A 15,577-nucleotide genomic window follows, 5' to 3' on the forward strand; every position below is an offset into this window, starting at 1 on the left:
CGCCGGGGCGCCCTGTGCCAGGCTCAGGGCATGGACGACACCACCATCCTGAACCGGATCTCGGAACTCGTCGACGAGGAGCACCGGCTGCGCTCCGCGGCGCAGGCCAACGAGTCCGGCACCGACGACGAGGCGCGCGAGCGGCTGCGCGCGTTGGAGGAGTCCCTGGACCAGTGCTGGGACCTGCTGCGCCGCCGCCGGGCGGCCCGGCAGGCGCACGGTGACCCGGAAGCCCAGGGCGAGCGCCCGATCCCGGAGGTCGAGCGCTACCTCCAGTAGAGCGGCCCGCCGGGCGGCGACGCCCGGCGGACGAGGCGGCGACGCCCCGGACGGTCACCGGACCGTCCGGGGCGTACCCGGATCAGCGGATGCCCGCCTCGTGCAGCAGCAGACCGGTCAGCTCGGCCGGGTCGACCTCGGCCGCCGGCAGCCCCCGCGCGGCGAACCAGGCGCCCACCACCTTCACGTCCCGGGCCAGGAACTCCGGCCCCTGCGGGTTGGCCACCACGTCGACCACCTGCGGCAGGTCGATCATGACGAGGCGCCCCCGGTGCACCAGCAGGTTGTACGGCGACAGGTCGCCGTGGGCGTACCCGGCGCGGGCCAGCACGACCAGCGCGTCCACCATCTGCTCCCAGAGCGAGCGCAGCTCGCCCGCCTCGGGGCGCAGCTGGGCCAGCCGGGGCGCCGCCGCGCCCTCGTCGGCGTCGCCGACGAACTCCAGCATCAGCTCGGTGCCGATCAACTGGACCGGGTAGGGCACGGCGATCCGCCCGGAGTCCACGCCGATCTCCCAGAGCCGGCTGAGGGCGGCGAACTCGGCCGCGGCCCACTGCCCGGCGATCATCTGCCGGCCGAACGCGGTACGCCCGGCCATCGCCCGGTTCTCCCGGGACCGCCGCACCCGGCGCCCCTCCAGGTAGCCGGCATCGCGGTGGAAAAGCCGGTGCTGGGCGTCCCGGTAGCGCTTGACGGCCAGCAGGCAGGACCGGTCGGTGTCCGGCACCGCGCGGCGGACGAGGTGGACGTCCGCCTCCTTGCCGGTCTTGAGCACACCGAGCTCGGTGTCCCGGGCGGCCAGCTCGGTGACCAGCCACTCGGGGTGGGGTTCGGGGCCGTGGACGGCCTCGTCCCAGGAGGACCAGCGGTCCTCGGGCTCGGGCTCGTCGTCGGGCTCGACGAGGGCCGGCTCGACGTGCCGGCCGTGCTTCAGGAAGTGTGGTTCGTCGTCGTCGAAGCGGCTCTTGCCGCGGCCACGGCGCTGCGGCGCCGGGAGGTCGTGTTCGCGCACGGAAGTGGTGATCCCTTGATCGAGGCTGATGGAGGCAGGTGGAACGACCCTGCAAAGACGGCCATGACCGACCTCCTTCTCCTCGACCGGGCTCGACCCGGCTGCGCACCCGCGCGGCCCCATGCTCACCGACGCCCGATCCGGCGGCAACCGAATTACCGGACCCCGCCCGGGACGCTCGGGCCTCAGGCGGCGAGCACCGTGGCGACGGCCGCGATCAGCGAGTCGACGGTGCGGGTTGGGGCGAACCGGTTGTCCGGCCAGGTACGCCCCCGGTGCAGCCAGACGCTGGGCAGGCCGACGGCGGCGGCCCCGCCGATGTCCGCCTCCGGGCTGTCCCCCACCACCCACGCCCCGCGCAGCGGCATCCGGGCCCGCTGGGCGGCCAGCGCGAAGATCCGCGGATTGGGCTTGCTGACCCCGGCCTCCTCCGAGATCACCCAGTCGGCGACGTACCGGTCCAGCCCGGTCCGCCGGATCTTGGCGTCCTGCTGGCGGACCGAGCCGTTGGTGACCACCACCGGCACCCAGCCGGCGTCGTCGGCGATCCGCAGCGCGCAGGCGACCAGCGGGTCGAGGCGGGTGTTGGCCACCACCCCGTCGTGCAGCTCCTCGACCAGGTCGATGGAGGGGATGCGCAGCGCGTACCGGTCGCGGATGGCGTCGGCGACGTCCCACCGGTCGGTGAGCCCGTCGGCGTCGATGGAGAGCAGCCAGTCGATGTCGGCGTGGGGCGCGCCGATGCTGTCCAGGAACCGCTCACCCCAGGCGCGGAACGGACCCGTCCGGTCGAGCAGGGTGTTGTCCAGATCGAGCAGGAGCAGCGGCACGCGGGCACCTTACGGGAGAGAGGGTCGCCGTCGACAGGGCCGGGCGGTCGGCGACGTTCCGTCAGGCCGGCAGCGCCGTTCGGGGGAGCCCCTGGTCGGCGGGCCGGTCGGCGAGCATCGAGTGGGCCGAGCGGGTGGCCGCCAGGGCGGCCGGGTCCAGGGTGGCGATCAGCACGGCCTCGCCGTCGTCGGCGCCGCGCACCAGCGGCCGCCCCTCCGGGTCGTAGACCGCCGCGCCACCGTTGAACCGCCACGGGTCGGCGCCCCCGACGGCGTTGGCGAAGACGACGTACATGGTGTTGTCCAGGGCCCGGGCGGCGTAGTAGAGGTCGCGCCGGTGCGCCGACCCGGCGAGGTAGCCGCTCGGGCAGAGGTAGCCGTGCGCGCCGTCGGCCGCGGCGGCCCGGGCGTGCTCCGGGAAGCACCCGTCGTAGCAGATGCCCAGCCCGAGCCGCCAGTCGTCGATCAGCAGGGTGGCGCCCCGCCGGCCGGCATCGAACAGCTCCCGCTCGCCGCCCCAGAGCTGCTGCTTGTCGTACCCGACCCGGATCGCGCCGGTCGGGTCGGCGACCAGGGCGGAGATGGTCCGGCGGCCGTCCGGGTGGCGGACCGCGGCGCCGACGATCACGGTGATCCGGCCGTCGCGGGCGGCGGCCCGCAGCGGGTCGAGCCGGGGGTCGTCGACCGCGCCGTCGCCGGTCGCGGCCACGTCCGTGCCGGCCGGATCGGCGGCCAGCGTCGGCGGATGGTACGCCGGCAGGAACAGCTCCGGCAGCACGGCGACCCGCGCGCCGTCACCGGCGGCCCGAGCGGCCAGGCGGGCGGCGGCCCGCGCGTTGCCGGGCACGTCGCCGGGGACCGGGTCGGCCTGCACGGCGGCGACGGTCAGCGGGGCGGACGGAAGGGGGGCGGAGGCGACCGGGGGCGTCGGCACCCGCCGATCCTAACCGGATCGCCGCGGCCGGCCCGGCCGACCACGCAAGATCCCAAGCCGTACGTACGGTTTGCGTAACGCAGGGTCAGCTGGGACGATCGACCCGTGCCCAGAGTAAGTCAGGACCAGCTCGACGCGCGCCGACAGGAGATCCTCGCCGCGGCGCGGGCCTGTTTCGCCCGGCACGGCTACGAGGGAGCCACCGTGCGCCGGCTGGAGGAGGCCACCCGGCTGTCCCGCGGCGCCATCTTCCACCACTTCCGCGACAAGGACTCGCTCTTCCTCGCCGTGGCCGAGGACGACGCGGCGGCCATGGTGGAGACCGTGGCCCGCAACGGCCTCGTCCAGGTCATGCGGGACCTGCTGGCCCGGGCGGTCTCCCCCGACACCACCGGCTGGCTGGGCAGCCAGCTGGAGGTCTCCCGCCGGCTGCGCACCGACCCGGCGTTCGCCCGGCGCTGGGCCGAGCGCTCGGCCGCCATCGCCGAGGCCACCCGGGACCGGCTGGTCCGGCAGCGGGAGGCCGGGGTGCTGCGCGAGGACGTCCCGATCGACGTGCTGGCCCAGTTCCTGGAGCTGGCGTACGACGGCCTGGTGCTGCACCTGGCGATGGGCCGGCCGGCCGGCGACCTGGGCCCCGTGCTCGACCTGGTCGAGGAGGCCGTGCGCCGGCGCTGACCGCGGACGTCTCGGCTTGGTAACTCGGCCTGCACGGCGGTCGGCGCGTGGCGGCCCTGCTCCACAATGAAGCCGCGATCCCCTCGCGTGACAGGAGCAGAGCCATGATGCTGGCGGCCGACACCTGGGGCGTTTCCGGCCCGACGTTCCTCCGGTTCTATCTGCTGGCGGCCCTGGTGGTCGTCGTCGGCTCGATCGTGTACCGGTCCCGGATCCTCGCCGGGCAGCCGGCAGCCGGGACCGGCCAGCTCGGGCCGCACCAGGTCGCGTACCTCAACGGCGGCGACCAGCTCGCGATCTGGACGGCGCTGGGCGGCCTGCGCGGCTGCAGCGCGGTCGGGGTGGGTCCCGACCGGCGCCTGACCACCGGCGGCCCCCTGCCCAGCGGCGTCACCCCGCTGGACCAGGCGGTTCACCACGCCGCCCGCAACCACCTGCACACCCGGGAACTGGCCCGCGACCAGCGGGTGTCCCGCGCCCTCACCGAGCTGCGCGAGGGCCTGCAGCGGCAGGGCCTGGCGCTGCAGCCCGAGCAGCGCACCGCGGCGCGGCGCGGCGCGTGGCTGGTGCTCGCCCTGATGGCGCTCGGCGCGGCCCGGATCGCCGCCGGGCTGGCCAACGACCGACCGGTCGGCTTCCTGCTGCTCGCCGTCCTCGCCCTGATCGTCCCGCTGGTGCTGCTCTCCCGGGTACCGTGGCGGACCCGGGCGGCCGACGCCGCGCTGCGCGAGCTGCGCCGGAGCAACATCCACCTCTCCCCCGCGTCCGCACCCGCCTACGCGACCTACGGCGCGGCCGGGGCGGCCATGGGGGTCGCGCTGTTCGGCACCGCCTCGCTCTGGGCCCTGGACCCGGGCTTCGCCGAGCAGGCGGAGATCCAGCGGCAGGCGCTGAACAGCAGCATTGGCACCGGCGGCAGCTCCTGCAGCGGCGCCAGCTCCTGCAGCGGCGGCGGCAGCTCCTGCGGCGGCGGTGGCGGCTGCGGCGGCGGCGGTGGGTGCGGCGGATGACCGGTCCGAGCGGGGTGGGCATCGGCTGGCGGCCGGAGATCGCCGGATTCGTCGCCGAGCTGCCCGGGCTGCGCTTCGTCGAGCTGGTGGCCGAATCGGTCCCGTCGGCCGGCCCGCTCCCGCCGGGGCTCGCCGCACTGCGCGGGCGCGACGTCACGGTCGTACCGCACGGGGTGCGGCTCTCCCTCGGCGGCGCGGAACCGGTCGACCCGGCCCGGGTGACCCACCTGGCCCGGGTCGCCGAACTCCTCGACGCGCCGCTGGTCAGCGAGCACATCGCGTTCGTCCGGGCCGGCGGCCTGGAGGCCGGCCACCTGCTGCCGCTGCCGCGCACCCGGGAGGCGGTGGCCGCGGTGGTGGCCAACGTCCGGCGGGCGCAGGCGGAGCTGCCGGTGCCGATCGCCCTGGAGCCGATCGCCGCGCTCTTCGACTGGCCCGACGACGAGCTCGACGAGGCGGACTTCCTCACCGAGATCCTGGACGCCACCGGGGCGACACTGCTGCTCGACGTCGCCAACGTGCACGCCAACGCCCGCAACCGGGGCGGCGACCCGCTCGCCCTGCTCGACCGGCTCCCGCTGGACCGGGTCGCCTACGTGCACGTGGCCGGCGGTGCCGAGCGGGGCGGCTTCTACCACGACACGCACACCGACCCGGCGCCCCCGGAGGTGCTCGACCTGGTCGGCGCGCTCTGCGCCCGCCGCCGCCCCCCGGCGCTGCTACTGGAACGCGACGGGCACTACCCGCCCGCGCCCGCCCTGCGGGCCGAGCTGGACGCGCTCGCCGCCGCCTCCGGATTCCCGGTGGTCACGTGAGCGACCGGACGGTCCCCGGTCCGCCCGGCGGAGCGCCGGGCGGCGAACTGGGTGCCCGGCAGGCGGCGCTGGTGGCGGCGCTGGTCGCCGGGGCGCCGCTCCCGGCCGGCTTCGCGCCCGGGCCGGTGCGGGCCGCCCGGGTCGCGCTGCTCGGCAAGCGGGCCGGCGAGGTGGCCCGGCACTGGCCGCTGCTCGCCGCCGCACTCGGCGACGCCTGGTGGGACACCTTCCGCGAGTGGGCGGCCGACCGCCCCACCAACGGCTCCCTGCGCGACGGCTGGGACCTGGCCCGGACGCTGCGCGAGCGGGGCACGCTGCCCCCGCTCGGCGCGGAGGAGCTGGTCGCCCGCGAGGCGGGCAGCCGCTACGACGGGCACCACCCGCCGCGACCTCGCCGGCTGCCGGCCGTCGCCCGCGCCGGCGGCGCCGTCGCGGTGCAGCTCGCCGGTCGGGTACGCCTGCTGCGCCCCGCCCGGCGCTGACCGCCCACCCGGTGCGTCCGGTGGGCGGGTACGGCAGGATCGGCGGTATGGATCTCGGACTCACCGACCGGGTGTACGTGCTGACCGGCGCCTCCCGGGGCCTGGGCTTCGCCACCGCCGAGTGCCTCGTCGCCGACGGCGCGCGGGTGGTCCTCTCGGCCCGTGCCCCGGAGCGCGTCGCCGAGGCCGTCGAGCGGCTCGGCGGTCCCCGGCACGCCATCGGGCTCACCGCCGACCTGGCCGATCCGGAGACGCCGCAGCGGCTCGTGGTGGCGGCGCGGGAGCACTTCGGCCGGCTGGACGGCGCGCTGGTCTCGGTCGGCGGCCCGCCCCGCGGCACCGCCGCCCAGGCGACCGACGAGCAGTGGCGGCAGTCCTTCGAGACGGTCTTCCTCGGCAGCGTCCGCGCCGCCCGTACGGTGGCCGGCGCGCTCACCGACGGCGGCGCGATCGGGCTGGTGCTCTCCACCTCGGCCCGCGGCCCGGTGCCGGGCCTCGGCATCTCCAACGGCCTGCGCCCCGGCCTGGCCGGGGTGGCCAAGGACATGGCCGACGAGTACGGCCCGCGCGGCGTGCGGGTACTCGGCCTGCTGCCCGGACGGATCATGACCGACCGCAACCGGGAACTCTTCGCCGCCACCGGGGACGCCGAGGCGGCCCGGGCCGAGGCGGAGGCCGGCATCCCGCTGCGCCGGATCGGTGACCCGGCGGAGTTCGGGCGGGTCGCCGCGTTCCTGCTCTCCCCCGCCGCGAGCTACGTCACCGGGATCACCGTGCCGGTCGACGGCGGCGCGCTGCGCGGCCTGTGAGCCCCGCCGACCGCTCCGACGACCCGGCCGGTGCCCGGCCGGGTCGGTCGGTTCCCCGGGCCGGGTCCGGGCCACGGGGCTCCCAGTCCGGCCGCCGGCCGGGGCCAACGTCGGGCCGGCCGCCCGCCGGCGCGACGCCACGGGCGTCCGATGCGACGCGGGATGCCTCCGGCGCGACGCGGGGGGCCTCCGGTGCGGGACGGCCGACGAAGGACGAGCTGGCGGCCGCGGCCGACCGGACCATCCCGGACCTGATCGCGCCCGGGCTGGACGTGCTCTTCGTCGGCATCAACCCCGGGCTCTGGTCGGCGGCCACCGGCTGGCACTTCGCCCGACCCGGCAACCGTTTCTGGCCGGCGCTGCACCGGGGCGGCTTCACCCCGCGCCAACTGCACCCGAGCGAACAGGACCAGCTCCCCGGCCTCGGCCTGGGCATCACCAACATGGTGGCCCGGGCCAGCGCCCGCGCCGACGAGCTGACCCCGGCGGAGCTGGTGGCCGGGGCGGAGATCCTGACCGGCAAGGTCGCCCACTACCGGCCGTCCTGGGTGGCGGTGGTCGGGGTGACGGCGTACCGGATCGGGTTCGCCCGGCCGAAGGCCGGTTTCGGCCCGCAACCGGAGACGCTGGCCGGGGCCCGGCTCTGGGTGCTGCCGAACCCGAGCGGCCTGAACGCGCACTTCACCCCGGAGACGCTCGGGGCGGCCTTCGGGGAGCTGCGGGCGGCCGTCGCCGGCTAGTTGCCCGCCCAGTTTGGATGCGGCCTGTGATCTATCGTGAGTGGGGAGTGCCGGTGCGGCGTCCCGGCCTGGTGGCGTAAGCAGGGCACCGTGCTGCGCGCTTACGATCGGTCGGCATGTGCTGTTCGAGGAATCGGACGTGCGGACCTGGATCAAGGCGCACGGCATACCTGCCGGGCCCTGCTGCCGGGCGTCGCAAGGACGCTGACCGCGGGACGGGGTGGTGACCGATGCACCGGGCGAGGCGGTGGACAAGTACGAAGCTGGGTGCCGTCGCAGCGACGAGTCTGCCGGCGCCCACAGGTCTACCTCCCGACCGAGACAACCAACTCATCGGGAGTCAGGCATGGGCCTCATCCACATCGAGCTGTTCGCAACCCTCGACCTCGTCGGGCAGGCGCCCGGCGGCCCCGACGAGGACCCGGTGGGGTTCCCGTTCGGCGGCTGGCAGGCGCCCCTGCTGGACGAGGTCACCGGGGCGCAGGTCGGTGCCGCGTACGAGGGCACGGACGCCCTCCTGCTCGGCCGGCGGACGTATGACATCTTCGCCGCCTACTGGCCGCACCAGGAGGGCGGCCAGGACAACGAGATCGCCACACTCTTCAACAGCGTCCCCAAGTACGTGGCCTCCCGCGGCCGGCCCGACCTCTCGTGGGCCGGGTCCACGCAGCTCGGCCCGGATCTGGCCGGCGCGGTGCGCGAGATCCGTGACCGGCACGAGCACGTGAAGGTCGTCGGGAGCCTGAACCTGGTGCAGACCCTCCTGCGCGAGAAGCTCTTCGACCGTCTCGATCTCTGGGTGTACCCGATCGTGCTCGGCGTCGGGAAGAAGGTGTTCGACGGTGGCGCGGTGCCCACGAACGTCACACTCCTCGAACCGCCGGTAGCCGGTCCGAAGGGCACCGTGTACCTGCGCTACGGGCTCGCCGATGGCACGCCCGGGACGGGGGACATGAGCGCGCCCGATCGCGGTGCCGGACGCGACGACTGAAGCCGCCCCGCGCCAGGCGGGTCCGTGTCGTCGGCGGTGAATCCGCCAGATCGGCATTCCGTCACGGCCTCGGCAGTTCGAGGTGCCGACGCCGTGACGAAATGCCTCGCCACAGGGTCGCCGCCGCCACGCAATGGTCTGGCAGGCCCCGTCGCCCCAGCTAGTTGGCCGCCGCCGGCGGCAGCGCCTCCTGCGCGACGTACGTGCCCAGCGGCACCGTGGTGATCACCGGCTCGGGCTCCGTCGCCGCGTACGGCGCCGGCGAGTCGGCGACCGCGAACTGGGTGCGGTACAGCTCGGCGTAGAGCCCGCCGACCGCGACCAGCTCCTCGTGCCGGCCCCGCTCCACGATCCGGCCGTCGTCGAGGACCAGGATCTGGTCGGCGTCGCGGACGGTGGAGAGCCGGTGCGCGATGACCAGTGCGGTACGCCCGGTCAGCGCGACCGCCAGCGCTCGCTGCACCGCGGCCTCGCTCTCCGAGTCCAGGTGGGCGGTGGCCTCGTCGAGGATCACGATCGACGGCGCCTTGAGCAGTAGCCGGGCGATGGCGATGCGCTGCTTCTCGCCGCCGGAGAAGCGGTAGCCGCGCTCACCGACCATCGTCTCCAGCCCCTCGGGCAGCGCCCGGACCAGGTCGGCGACCTGCGCGCCGGCCAGCGCCGCCCAGATCTCGTCGTCGGTGGCGTCCGGCTTGGCGTAGCGCAGGTTCTCGGCGATCGTCTCGTGGAACAGGTGCGAGTCCTGGGTGACCACGCCGATCTCGTCGCGCAGCGAGGCGAGGGTGGCGTCGCGGACGTCCACGCCGCCGACGCGCACCTTGCCGTCGGTGACGTCGTAGATCCGGGAGATCAGCATGGACAGCGTCGACTTGCCGGCGCCGGAGGGCCCGACCAGGGCCACCATCTGGCCCGGCTCGACGGTGAACGACACGCCCTTGAGCACCGGCTCGTTGACCGTGCGGTCCAGGGTGGCGACCTCCTCCAGCGAGGCCAGCGACACCTCGGCGGCGGCCGGGTAGCGGAACCGCACGTCGCGGAACTCGACCCGCCCGTTGCCGCGCGGCACCGGCACCGCGTCCGGCTTCTCCTCGATGCCGGGGCGCAGGTCCAGCACCTCGAAGACCCGGTCGAAGGAGACCAGCGCGCTCATCACGTCCACCCGGACGTTGGACAGCGCGGTCAGCGGGCCGTAGAGGCGGGTGAGCAGCAGCGCGAGGGTGACCACGGTGCCGGCGCTGACCGCGCCGGTGACCGCGAGCCAGCCGCCGAGCCCGTAGGTCAGCGCCTGGGCCAGCGAGGCGACCAGCAGCATCGCCACGAAGAACGTCCGCGAGTACATGGCCGACTGGATGCCGATGTCGCGGACCCGCTCGGCCCGGCCGGCGAAGCGGCGGGCCTCGATCTCGGGCGAGCCGAAGAGCTTGACCAGCAGCGCCCCGGCCACGCCGAACCGCTCGGTCATCGTCGCGTTCATCTTGGCGTCGAGGTTGTACGACTCCCGGGTGATCTCGGCCAGCCGCTTCCCGACCCGCCGGGCCGGGATGATGAAGATCGGCAGCAGGATCAGCGAGAGCGTGGTGATCTGCCAGGAGAGGGTGAACATCACCCCGGCGGTCAGCACCAGCTGGATGACGTTGCTGACCACCCCGGAGAGGGTGGAGGTGAACGCCCGCTGGGCGCCCATCACGTCGTTGTTGAGCCGGCTGACCAGGGCGCCGGTCTGGGTACGGGTGAAGAACTGCAACGGCATCCGCTGCACGTGGTCGTAGACCCGGGTGCGCAGGTCGAGGATGATCCCCTCGCCGATGCGGGCGGAGTACCACCGCTGGGCGAGGGAGAAGAGGGCGTCGGCGACCGCCAGCGCGGCGATCACCAGCGCCAGCCGGACCACGATCGCCCCGGCCTCGGCGCCGCCCCGGGTGATGGCGTTGATGACCTTTCCGGCCAGCACCGGGGTGGCCACCCCGATGATCGCGGCGATCACCACCGTGACCAGGAAGACGACGATGTCCCGCCGGTACGGCTCCGCGAAGGCGACGATCCGCCGGGCGGTGCCCCGCTTGAGCCGGTGCGCGGAGACCTCGTCGCTGCTGCGCATCGACCGGAGCATGCTCCACCCGGCCATGCCCCCACCGGACATCGGGTTGGACATCGGTCACCTCCGGGCTCTGGGGCAGCGCGCACCGTCGGGTTCGATTCTCCCGACGACTACGACAACCTCAGTAGTAACCCGGATCTTCCCGAACGGTCCTTACTATTCTCCCCGTCCGGCGAGGTCGCGCAGGCGGCGGGTCTGCGCCTCCCGCTCGGCGCGCTGCTGGTCGGCGTGCGAGCGGCCGGCCGCGCCGGCGAGCAACGCCTTGATCTCGACCACCGCGTCGCGGTTGTTGGCCAGCAGCCCGGCGGTGAGGTCCCGTACCGCGCCGTCCAGATCCGCGGTGGGCACCACCAGCGTGGCCAGCCCGATCCGGTCCGCCTCCGCGGCGTCCATCCGCCGGCCGGTAGCGCAGATCTCCAGGGCCCGCGAGTAGCCGACCAGCTCGACGAGGCGCTTCGTCCCGGCGAGGTCGGGCACCAGGCCCAGGGTCACCTCGGCCATGGAGAGCTTGGCGTCCTCGGCGAGCACCCGGAGGTCGCAGGCGAGCGCCAACTGGAAGCCGGCGCCGATGGCGTGCCCCTGCACGGCCGCCACGGAGATCACGTCGGGGCGGTGCAACCAGCTGAAGCCGCCCTGGAACTCGGCGATCCGGTCGGCGCACTCCTGCTCGGGCAGGGTCGCCAGCTCGGCGAACGAACCCGGCCCGGACGCGCCGGCCACCGACAGGTCGAGGCCGGCGGAGAAGGACCGCCCCTCGCCGCGCACCACGACGACCCGTACGTCGCCGGGGAGATCCCGCGAGAAGTCGCTCATCGCGCGCCACATCGCCGGAGTCTGCGCGTTGAGCACGTCGGGCCGGCACAACGTCACCGTCGCGACCGGCCCGTCGCAGTCGAGTCGCACCCCGGTCGTCTCGGCGGTCACCGGACGGCCCGGAACACGACGCTGATGGACGACGCTGGTGAGCGGGTCACGCCTTCTTGCGGCGCCGGGCGCCGCCGCGCTGCCGCAGCTGGACGCCGGACTCGGTGAGCACCCGGTGGATGAACCCGTAGGAACGTCCGGTCGAGGCCGCGAGCGCGCGGATGCTCTCACCCGAGGTGTACCGCTTTACCAGGTCCTTGGCGAGCGTCTGACGCTCGGCTCCGACGATCCGGCGACCCTTCTCAGTGCTGGTGGCTGTGCCAGTGGCTGCCATGCTGATTCCTCACGTCCCAGACTGTGCGGTTCGGATACGGTCCCACCTATTAGACCGCCTCGAACGATCATGCGCCAGATATCAACTCTTCGCCAACCGACACGCTATGCAATGTCAGCTTCCCGATAGAGTGATCCTTCCGACCGGCCCCACAGGACGGGCGTGCCTGGGCCGTTCGGAGCCCGCCGCGCGCCCCGTACCCTGCCTGGCGTGACCGACCTGCTCGCCGCCGCGGCCGGCGCGGCGCTGGTGTTCGCCGCGACCAACGTGGACGACATCGTCGTGCTCACCGTGCTCTTCGTGGCCGCCCGCGCCACCGGCCGGCCCCGGCCCTGGCGGATCGTGGCGGGCCAGTACCTGGGCATCGGCGCGCTGGTCGCGACCGCGCTGGTGGTCGCGGCGGGGCTGCTCGTGGTGCCCGACCCGTGGACCGGCCTGCTCGGCCTGCTGCCGATCGGCCTCGGAATCCGGGCCCTGCTGGCGCGCACCGACGACGAGGCGCCACCGGCCGTGGTCGGCGGCGCGCTCGGGGTGGCCGGCGTGACCATCGCCAACGGCGCGGACAACATCGCCGTCTACGTGCCGGTGTTCCGCTCCCTGGAGCCGGCGGCCGGGCTGGCCTGGCTGGTGGTCTTCGCCGCCCTGGTGGCGCTCTGGTGCGCGGTCGCGGCCCTGCTCGGCGGGCATCCCCGGGTGGTCCGGCTGGTCGGCCGGGCCGGCCACTGGCTGGTACCGGCGATCTTCGTCGGCGTCGGCCTGGTCATCCTGGTCACCTCCGGCGTGCTGACCCGCCTGGCCGACCTGGCCACCTGAGCCCTCCCGCCGGGCGCGGGCCGTCAGGCCAGTTCGACCAGTTCGAGCAGGTCGTCGCTCCAGGCGTCCTCGTCGCCGTCGGGGAGCAGGATCGCGCGGTCGGGCTTGAGCGCCAGCACCGCGCCCGGGTCGTGGGTGACCAGCACGATCGCGCCCGGGTAGTTGGCGATGGCGTCGAGCACCTGCTCCCGGCTGACCGGGTCGAGGTTGTTGGTCGGCTCGTCGAGCAGCAGCACGTTGGCCCCCGAACAGACGAGGGTGGAGAGGGCGAGCCGGGTCTTCTCGCCGCCGGAGAGCACCCCGGCCGGCTTGTTCACGTCCTCTCCGGAGAAGAGGAACGCACCGAGGATCTTGCGCAGGTCGGTGTCGGACTGCTCGATGGCGGCGGCCCGCATGTTCTCCAGCACGGTCCGCTCGACGTCCAGGGTCTCGTGCTCCTGGGCGTAGTAGCCCAGCCGCAGGCCGTGCCCGGCGTGCACCTCGCCGGTGTCCGGCTTGAGCAGGCCGCCGAGCATCCGCAGCAGGGTGGTCTTGCCGGCGCCGTTGAGCCCGAGGATGGCGACCCGGGAACCACGGTCCACCGCGACGTTCACGTCGGTGAAGATCTCCAGCGAGCCGTACGACTTGGAGAGGCCGCTCGCGGTCAGCGGGGTCTTGCCGCACGGCGCCGGGGTGGGGAAGCGCACCTTCGCCACCTTGTCGGAGACGCGTACCTCCTCCAGGCCGGAGATCAGCTTCTCGGCGCGGCGGGCCATGTTCTGCGCGGCGACGGTCTTGGTGGCCTTGGCCCGCATCTTGTCGGCCTGGGCCATCAGGGCGCCGGCCTTCTTCTCGGCGTTGGCCCGCTCGCGGCGGCGGCGGCGCTCGTCGGTCTCCCGCGCCTCCAGGTACGCCTTCCAGCCCAGGTTGTAGACGTCGACCACGGAGCGGGTGGCGTCGAGGAACCACACCTTGTTGACCACCGACTCCAGCAGCGCGCCGTCGTGGGAGATGACGATCAGGCCGCCCTTGTGGTTGGCGAGGAAGCTGCGCAACCAGGTGATCGAGTCGGCGTCGAGGTGGTTGGTGGGCTCGTCGAGCAGCAGGATGCCGCCGCCGTTCTCGCCGGCGTCACGGAACAGGATCCGGGCCAGCTCGATGCGGCGGCGCTGGCCGCCGGAGAGGGTGCCGATGGTCTGGGCGAGCGCCCGGTCGGGCAGCCCGAGGTTGGCGCAGATCCGGGCCGCCTCGGCCTCGGCGGCGTACCCGCCCAGGGAGGCGAACTGGTCCTCCAGCGCGCCGTAGCGGCGGACCAGCTTGTCGTCGGCGCCGTCGGCGAGCTTGGCCTCGATCTCCGTCATCTGGGCCATGAGCACGTCCAGCCCGCGGGCGGAGAGCACCCGGTCCCGCCCGGTGACCTCCAGGTCGCCGGTACGCGGGTCCTGCGGCAGGTAGCCGATGGCGCTGCGCCGGTCGATCTGGCCGGCGTACGGCTGCCCCTCCCCCGCCAGCACCTTCAGCGTGGTGGTCTTGCCGGCGCCGTTGCGGCCCACCAGGCCGATCCGGTCACCGGGCTGCACGCGCAGGGTGGTGTCGGACAGCAGGATCCGGGCGCCGGCACGCAGCTCCAGGCCGGTGGCAGTGATCATTTTCCGGTACTCGCTCTCGGGGTCTGGAAGGGCTGACTCAGGGCACGCGAAACGGCCGGCGGGCCCGATGGACCGTCGGCGCGGGGCGGTTCAGCCTTCGCAGAGCAGCACGAGGCAAGTGTACCGGGCCGGCTTCCGCGCCCCGTCCGGATTACCGAGCAAGATCATCGGGTACCGAAACGCCGTCCGGACCCGGTCCGGTACCGCAACCACCAAACGTGATGAATCGGTGATCGGGGTCAACATGGAGCTGAACGAGAACGCGCAGATCGACACCAGTCAGGTGGACGATCGGCGAGGGTCCGGCGGGGGCGGCGGGATGGGCATCCCCATCCCGATCGGCGGCGGTCGCGGAGGGATCGTCGGCATCATCATCGCCGTACTGGTCGCGCTGGTCGGCGGCGGCTTCGGGCTGAACGCCGCGACCAACGGCGGCGGCGGTGAGCAGGGCGACAACACGTCGCTGCAGCAGAAGTGCTCCGCCGACGACGCGCTCCAGCAGCTGGACTGCCGCAACACCGCGTACGTCAACTCGATCCAGGCGTACTGGCAGGCCGCGCTGCCGGAGAAGTTCGGCGAGCAGTACCGGCCGTCGAAGACGGTCTTCTTCAGCCAGGGCGTGAACACCGGCTGCGGCCAGGCCGACTCCGGCGTGGGCCCGTTCTACTGCCCGGCCGACGACCTGGTCTACATCGACCTGACCTTCTACCGGGTGCTGGCCGACCAGCTCGGCGCGGAGGGCGAGTTCGCCCAGCCGTACGTGCTGGCCCACGAGTACGGCCACCACGTGCAGGACCTGCTCGGCACCGAGGCGCAGATGCGCCGCCAGCAGCAGCGCGACCCGGACAACGCCAACGCGCTGTCGGTGAAGCTGGAGCTCCAGGCCGACTGCTACGCGGGCGCCTGGGCGAAGAACGCCACCGGCACCGCCGACGCGAAGGGCCAGAAGATCTTCAAGAGCGTCAGCGAGCAGGACATCGCGCAGGCGATCGACACCGCCGAGAAGATCGGTGACGACGCCATCTCGGAGCGGGCGAACCGCCCGGTGAACCCCGAGGAGTTCACCCACGGCTCCTCCGCGCAGCGCAAGGAGTGGTTCAGCCGTGGCTACGACAGCGGCGACCCGAAGTCCTGCGACACCTTCGGCGGCAGCCGCTGACCGCCCCGCTCCGAGGTGCCCGGCGGCGGCCGGTGGGTTCCCCACCCACCGGCCGCCGTGGCGTTTCCGGGTCACCGGTTCCGGCCGCGTCCGGCCGGAAC

General features: G+C 74.1%; 17 protein-coding genes. 10 read left to right on the plus strand and 7 right to left on the minus strand.

Annotation, left to right across the window (positions count from 1 at the left end; all coding sequences use genetic code 11):
- The first annotated feature begins 30 nt into the window (after positions 1–30).
- Positions 31–279: a DUF2630 family protein gene (locus ACTWM8_RS20875; protein ID WP_179805745.1), complete on the plus strand. Its 249-nt coding sequence runs from the start codon at positions 31–33 to the stop codon at positions 277–279.
- Between the two features lie 82 nt (positions 280–361).
- Here the strand turns inward: ACTWM8_RS20875 and ACTWM8_RS20880 are convergent, their stop codons facing one another.
- The 3 genes from ACTWM8_RS20880 to ACTWM8_RS20890 form a co-directional block, all read right to left on the minus strand.
- On the minus strand, positions 362–1,291 hold the full coding sequence (locus ACTWM8_RS20880; RefSeq protein WP_446210515.1) for a serine protein kinase RIO: 930 nt from the start codon (positions 1,289–1,291) through the stop codon (positions 362–364).
- Positions 1,292–1,476: 185 nt separating this feature from the next.
- Entirely contained in the window at positions 1,477–2,121 is a 645-nt protein-coding gene (locus tag ACTWM8_RS20885) for an HAD family hydrolase (RefSeq protein WP_446210516.1), read from the minus strand.
- A gap of 61 nt (positions 2,122–2,182) precedes the next feature.
- A complete protein-coding gene (locus tag ACTWM8_RS20890) occupies positions 2,183–3,055 on the minus strand; it encodes a carbon-nitrogen hydrolase family protein (protein ID WP_446210517.1) in 873 nt (290 codons plus the stop codon).
- A gap of 105 nt (positions 3,056–3,160) precedes the next feature.
- Here ACTWM8_RS20890 and ACTWM8_RS20895 point away from each other — a divergent pair, with 105 nt between their 5' ends.
- The 7 genes from ACTWM8_RS20895 to ACTWM8_RS20925 all read left to right on the plus strand — a co-directional run bounded on the left by ACTWM8_RS20895 (position 3,161) and on the right by ACTWM8_RS20925 (position 8,580).
- A complete protein-coding gene (locus ACTWM8_RS20895; RefSeq protein ID WP_446210518.1) occupies positions 3,161–3,733 on the plus strand; it encodes a TetR/AcrR family transcriptional regulator in 573 nt (190 codons plus the stop codon).
- Positions 3,734–3,840: 107 nt separating this feature from the next.
- Entirely contained in the window at positions 3,841–4,743 is a 903-nt protein-coding gene (locus ACTWM8_RS20900) for a TIGR04222 domain-containing membrane protein (protein ID WP_446214615.1), read from the plus strand.
- Positions 4,740–5,558, plus strand: coding sequence for a DUF692 domain-containing protein (locus tag ACTWM8_RS20905; protein WP_446210519.1), 819 nt, complete (start codon positions 4,740–4,742; stop codon positions 5,556–5,558). Before ACTWM8_RS20900 ends, ACTWM8_RS20905 begins: the two co-directional genes overlap by 4 nt.
- Entirely contained in the window at positions 5,555–6,040 is a 486-nt protein-coding gene (locus tag ACTWM8_RS20910; RefSeq protein WP_446210520.1) for a hypothetical protein, read from the plus strand. Before ACTWM8_RS20905 ends, ACTWM8_RS20910 begins: the two co-directional genes overlap by 4 nt.
- Positions 6,041–6,087: 47 nt before the next feature.
- Positions 6,088–6,849, plus strand: a complete 762-nt coding sequence (locus tag ACTWM8_RS20915; RefSeq protein ID WP_446210521.1) for an SDR family oxidoreductase — start codon at positions 6,088–6,090, stop codon at positions 6,847–6,849.
- Positions 6,850–7,067: 218 nt separating this feature from the next.
- Positions 7,068–7,589, plus strand: coding sequence for a G/U mismatch-specific DNA glycosylase (gene mug / locus ACTWM8_RS20920; RefSeq protein WP_446214616.1), 522 nt, complete (start codon positions 7,068–7,070; stop codon positions 7,587–7,589).
- Positions 7,590–7,935: 346 nt separating this feature from the next.
- On the plus strand, positions 7,936–8,580 hold the full coding sequence (locus ACTWM8_RS20925; protein WP_446210522.1) for a dihydrofolate reductase family protein: 645 nt from the start codon (positions 7,936–7,938) through the stop codon (positions 8,578–8,580).
- Positions 8,581–8,740: 160 nt separating this feature from the next.
- Here the strand turns inward: ACTWM8_RS20925 and ACTWM8_RS20930 are convergent, their stop codons facing one another.
- The 3 genes from ACTWM8_RS20930 to ACTWM8_RS20940 all read right to left on the minus strand — a co-directional run bounded on the left by ACTWM8_RS20930 (position 8,741) and on the right by ACTWM8_RS20940 (position 11,876).
- Positions 8,741–10,720 (minus strand): ABC transporter ATP-binding protein, encoded by a 1,980-nt coding sequence (locus ACTWM8_RS20930; RefSeq protein ID WP_446214617.1) that lies wholly within the window; start codon positions 10,718–10,720, stop codon positions 8,741–8,743.
- 114 nt (positions 10,721–10,834) lie between these two features.
- A complete protein-coding gene (locus tag ACTWM8_RS20935; RefSeq protein WP_154943602.1) occupies positions 10,835–11,602 on the minus strand; it encodes an enoyl-CoA hydratase/isomerase family protein in 768 nt (255 codons plus the stop codon).
- A gap of 46 nt (positions 11,603–11,648) precedes the next feature.
- Complete coding sequence (locus ACTWM8_RS20940; protein ID WP_007462679.1) at positions 11,649–11,876, minus strand: helix-turn-helix domain-containing protein; 228 nt, start codon at positions 11,874–11,876, stop codon at positions 11,649–11,651.
- 210 nt (positions 11,877–12,086) lie between these two features.
- Here ACTWM8_RS20940 and ACTWM8_RS20945 point away from each other — a divergent pair, with 210 nt between their 5' ends.
- The gene (locus ACTWM8_RS20945; protein ID WP_446210523.1) at positions 12,087–12,689 is read left to right on the plus strand and encodes a cadmium resistance transporter; all 603 of its coding nucleotides are present in this window, start codon (positions 12,087–12,089) and stop codon (positions 12,687–12,689) included.
- Between the two features lie 23 nt (positions 12,690–12,712).
- On the opposite strand, the gene ACTWM8_RS20950 is transcribed toward ACTWM8_RS20945, so the two are convergent.
- Positions 12,713–14,317, minus strand: a complete 1,605-nt coding sequence (locus tag ACTWM8_RS20950; RefSeq protein WP_446210524.1) for an ABC-F family ATP-binding cassette domain-containing protein — start codon at positions 14,315–14,317, stop codon at positions 12,713–12,715.
- 244 nt (positions 14,318–14,561) lie between these two features.
- On the opposite strand from ACTWM8_RS20950, the gene ypfJ reads away from it, so the two are divergent.
- Positions 14,562–15,476, plus strand: coding sequence for a KPN_02809 family neutral zinc metallopeptidase (gene ypfJ, locus ACTWM8_RS20955; RefSeq protein ID WP_446214618.1), 915 nt, complete (start codon positions 14,562–14,564; stop codon positions 15,474–15,476).
- Positions 15,477–15,577: the final 101 nt, after the last annotated feature.

The organism is Micromonospora sp. IBSANI012 (assembly GCF_052814045.1).

Bases quoted from the DNA above. Each gene is read 5' to 3' on its own strand.
- ACTWM8_RS20925 (WP_446210522.1), top strand. From the start codon at position 7,936: ATGGGCCTCATCCACATCGAGCTGTTCGCAACCCTCGACCTCGTCGGG.
- ACTWM8_RS20875 (WP_179805745.1), top strand. From the start codon at position 31: ATGGACGACACCACCATCCTGAACCGGATCTCGGAACTCGTCGACGAG.
- ACTWM8_RS20950 (WP_446210524.1), bottom strand. From the start codon at position 14,317: ATGATCACTGCCACCGGCCTGGAGCTGCGTGCCGGCGCCCGGATCCTG.
- ypfJ (WP_446214618.1), top strand. From the start codon at position 14,562: ATGGAGCTGAACGAGAACGCGCAGATCGACACCAGTCAGGTGGACGAT.
- ACTWM8_RS20900 (WP_446214615.1), top strand. From the start codon at position 3,841: ATGCTGGCGGCCGACACCTGGGGCGTTTCCGGCCCGACGTTCCTCCGG.
- ACTWM8_RS20940 (WP_007462679.1), bottom strand. From the start codon at position 11,876: ATGGCAGCCACTGGCACAGCCACCAGCACTGAGAAGGGTCGCCGGATC.
- ACTWM8_RS20915 (WP_446210521.1), top strand. From the start codon at position 6,088: ATGGATCTCGGACTCACCGACCGGGTGTACGTGCTGACCGGCGCCTCC.
- ACTWM8_RS20930 (WP_446214617.1), bottom strand. From the start codon at position 10,720: ATGTCCGGTGGGGGCATGGCCGGGTGGAGCATGCTCCGGTCGATGCGC.
- ACTWM8_RS20905 (WP_446210519.1), top strand. From the start codon at position 4,740: ATGACCGGTCCGAGCGGGGTGGGCATCGGCTGGCGGCCGGAGATCGCC.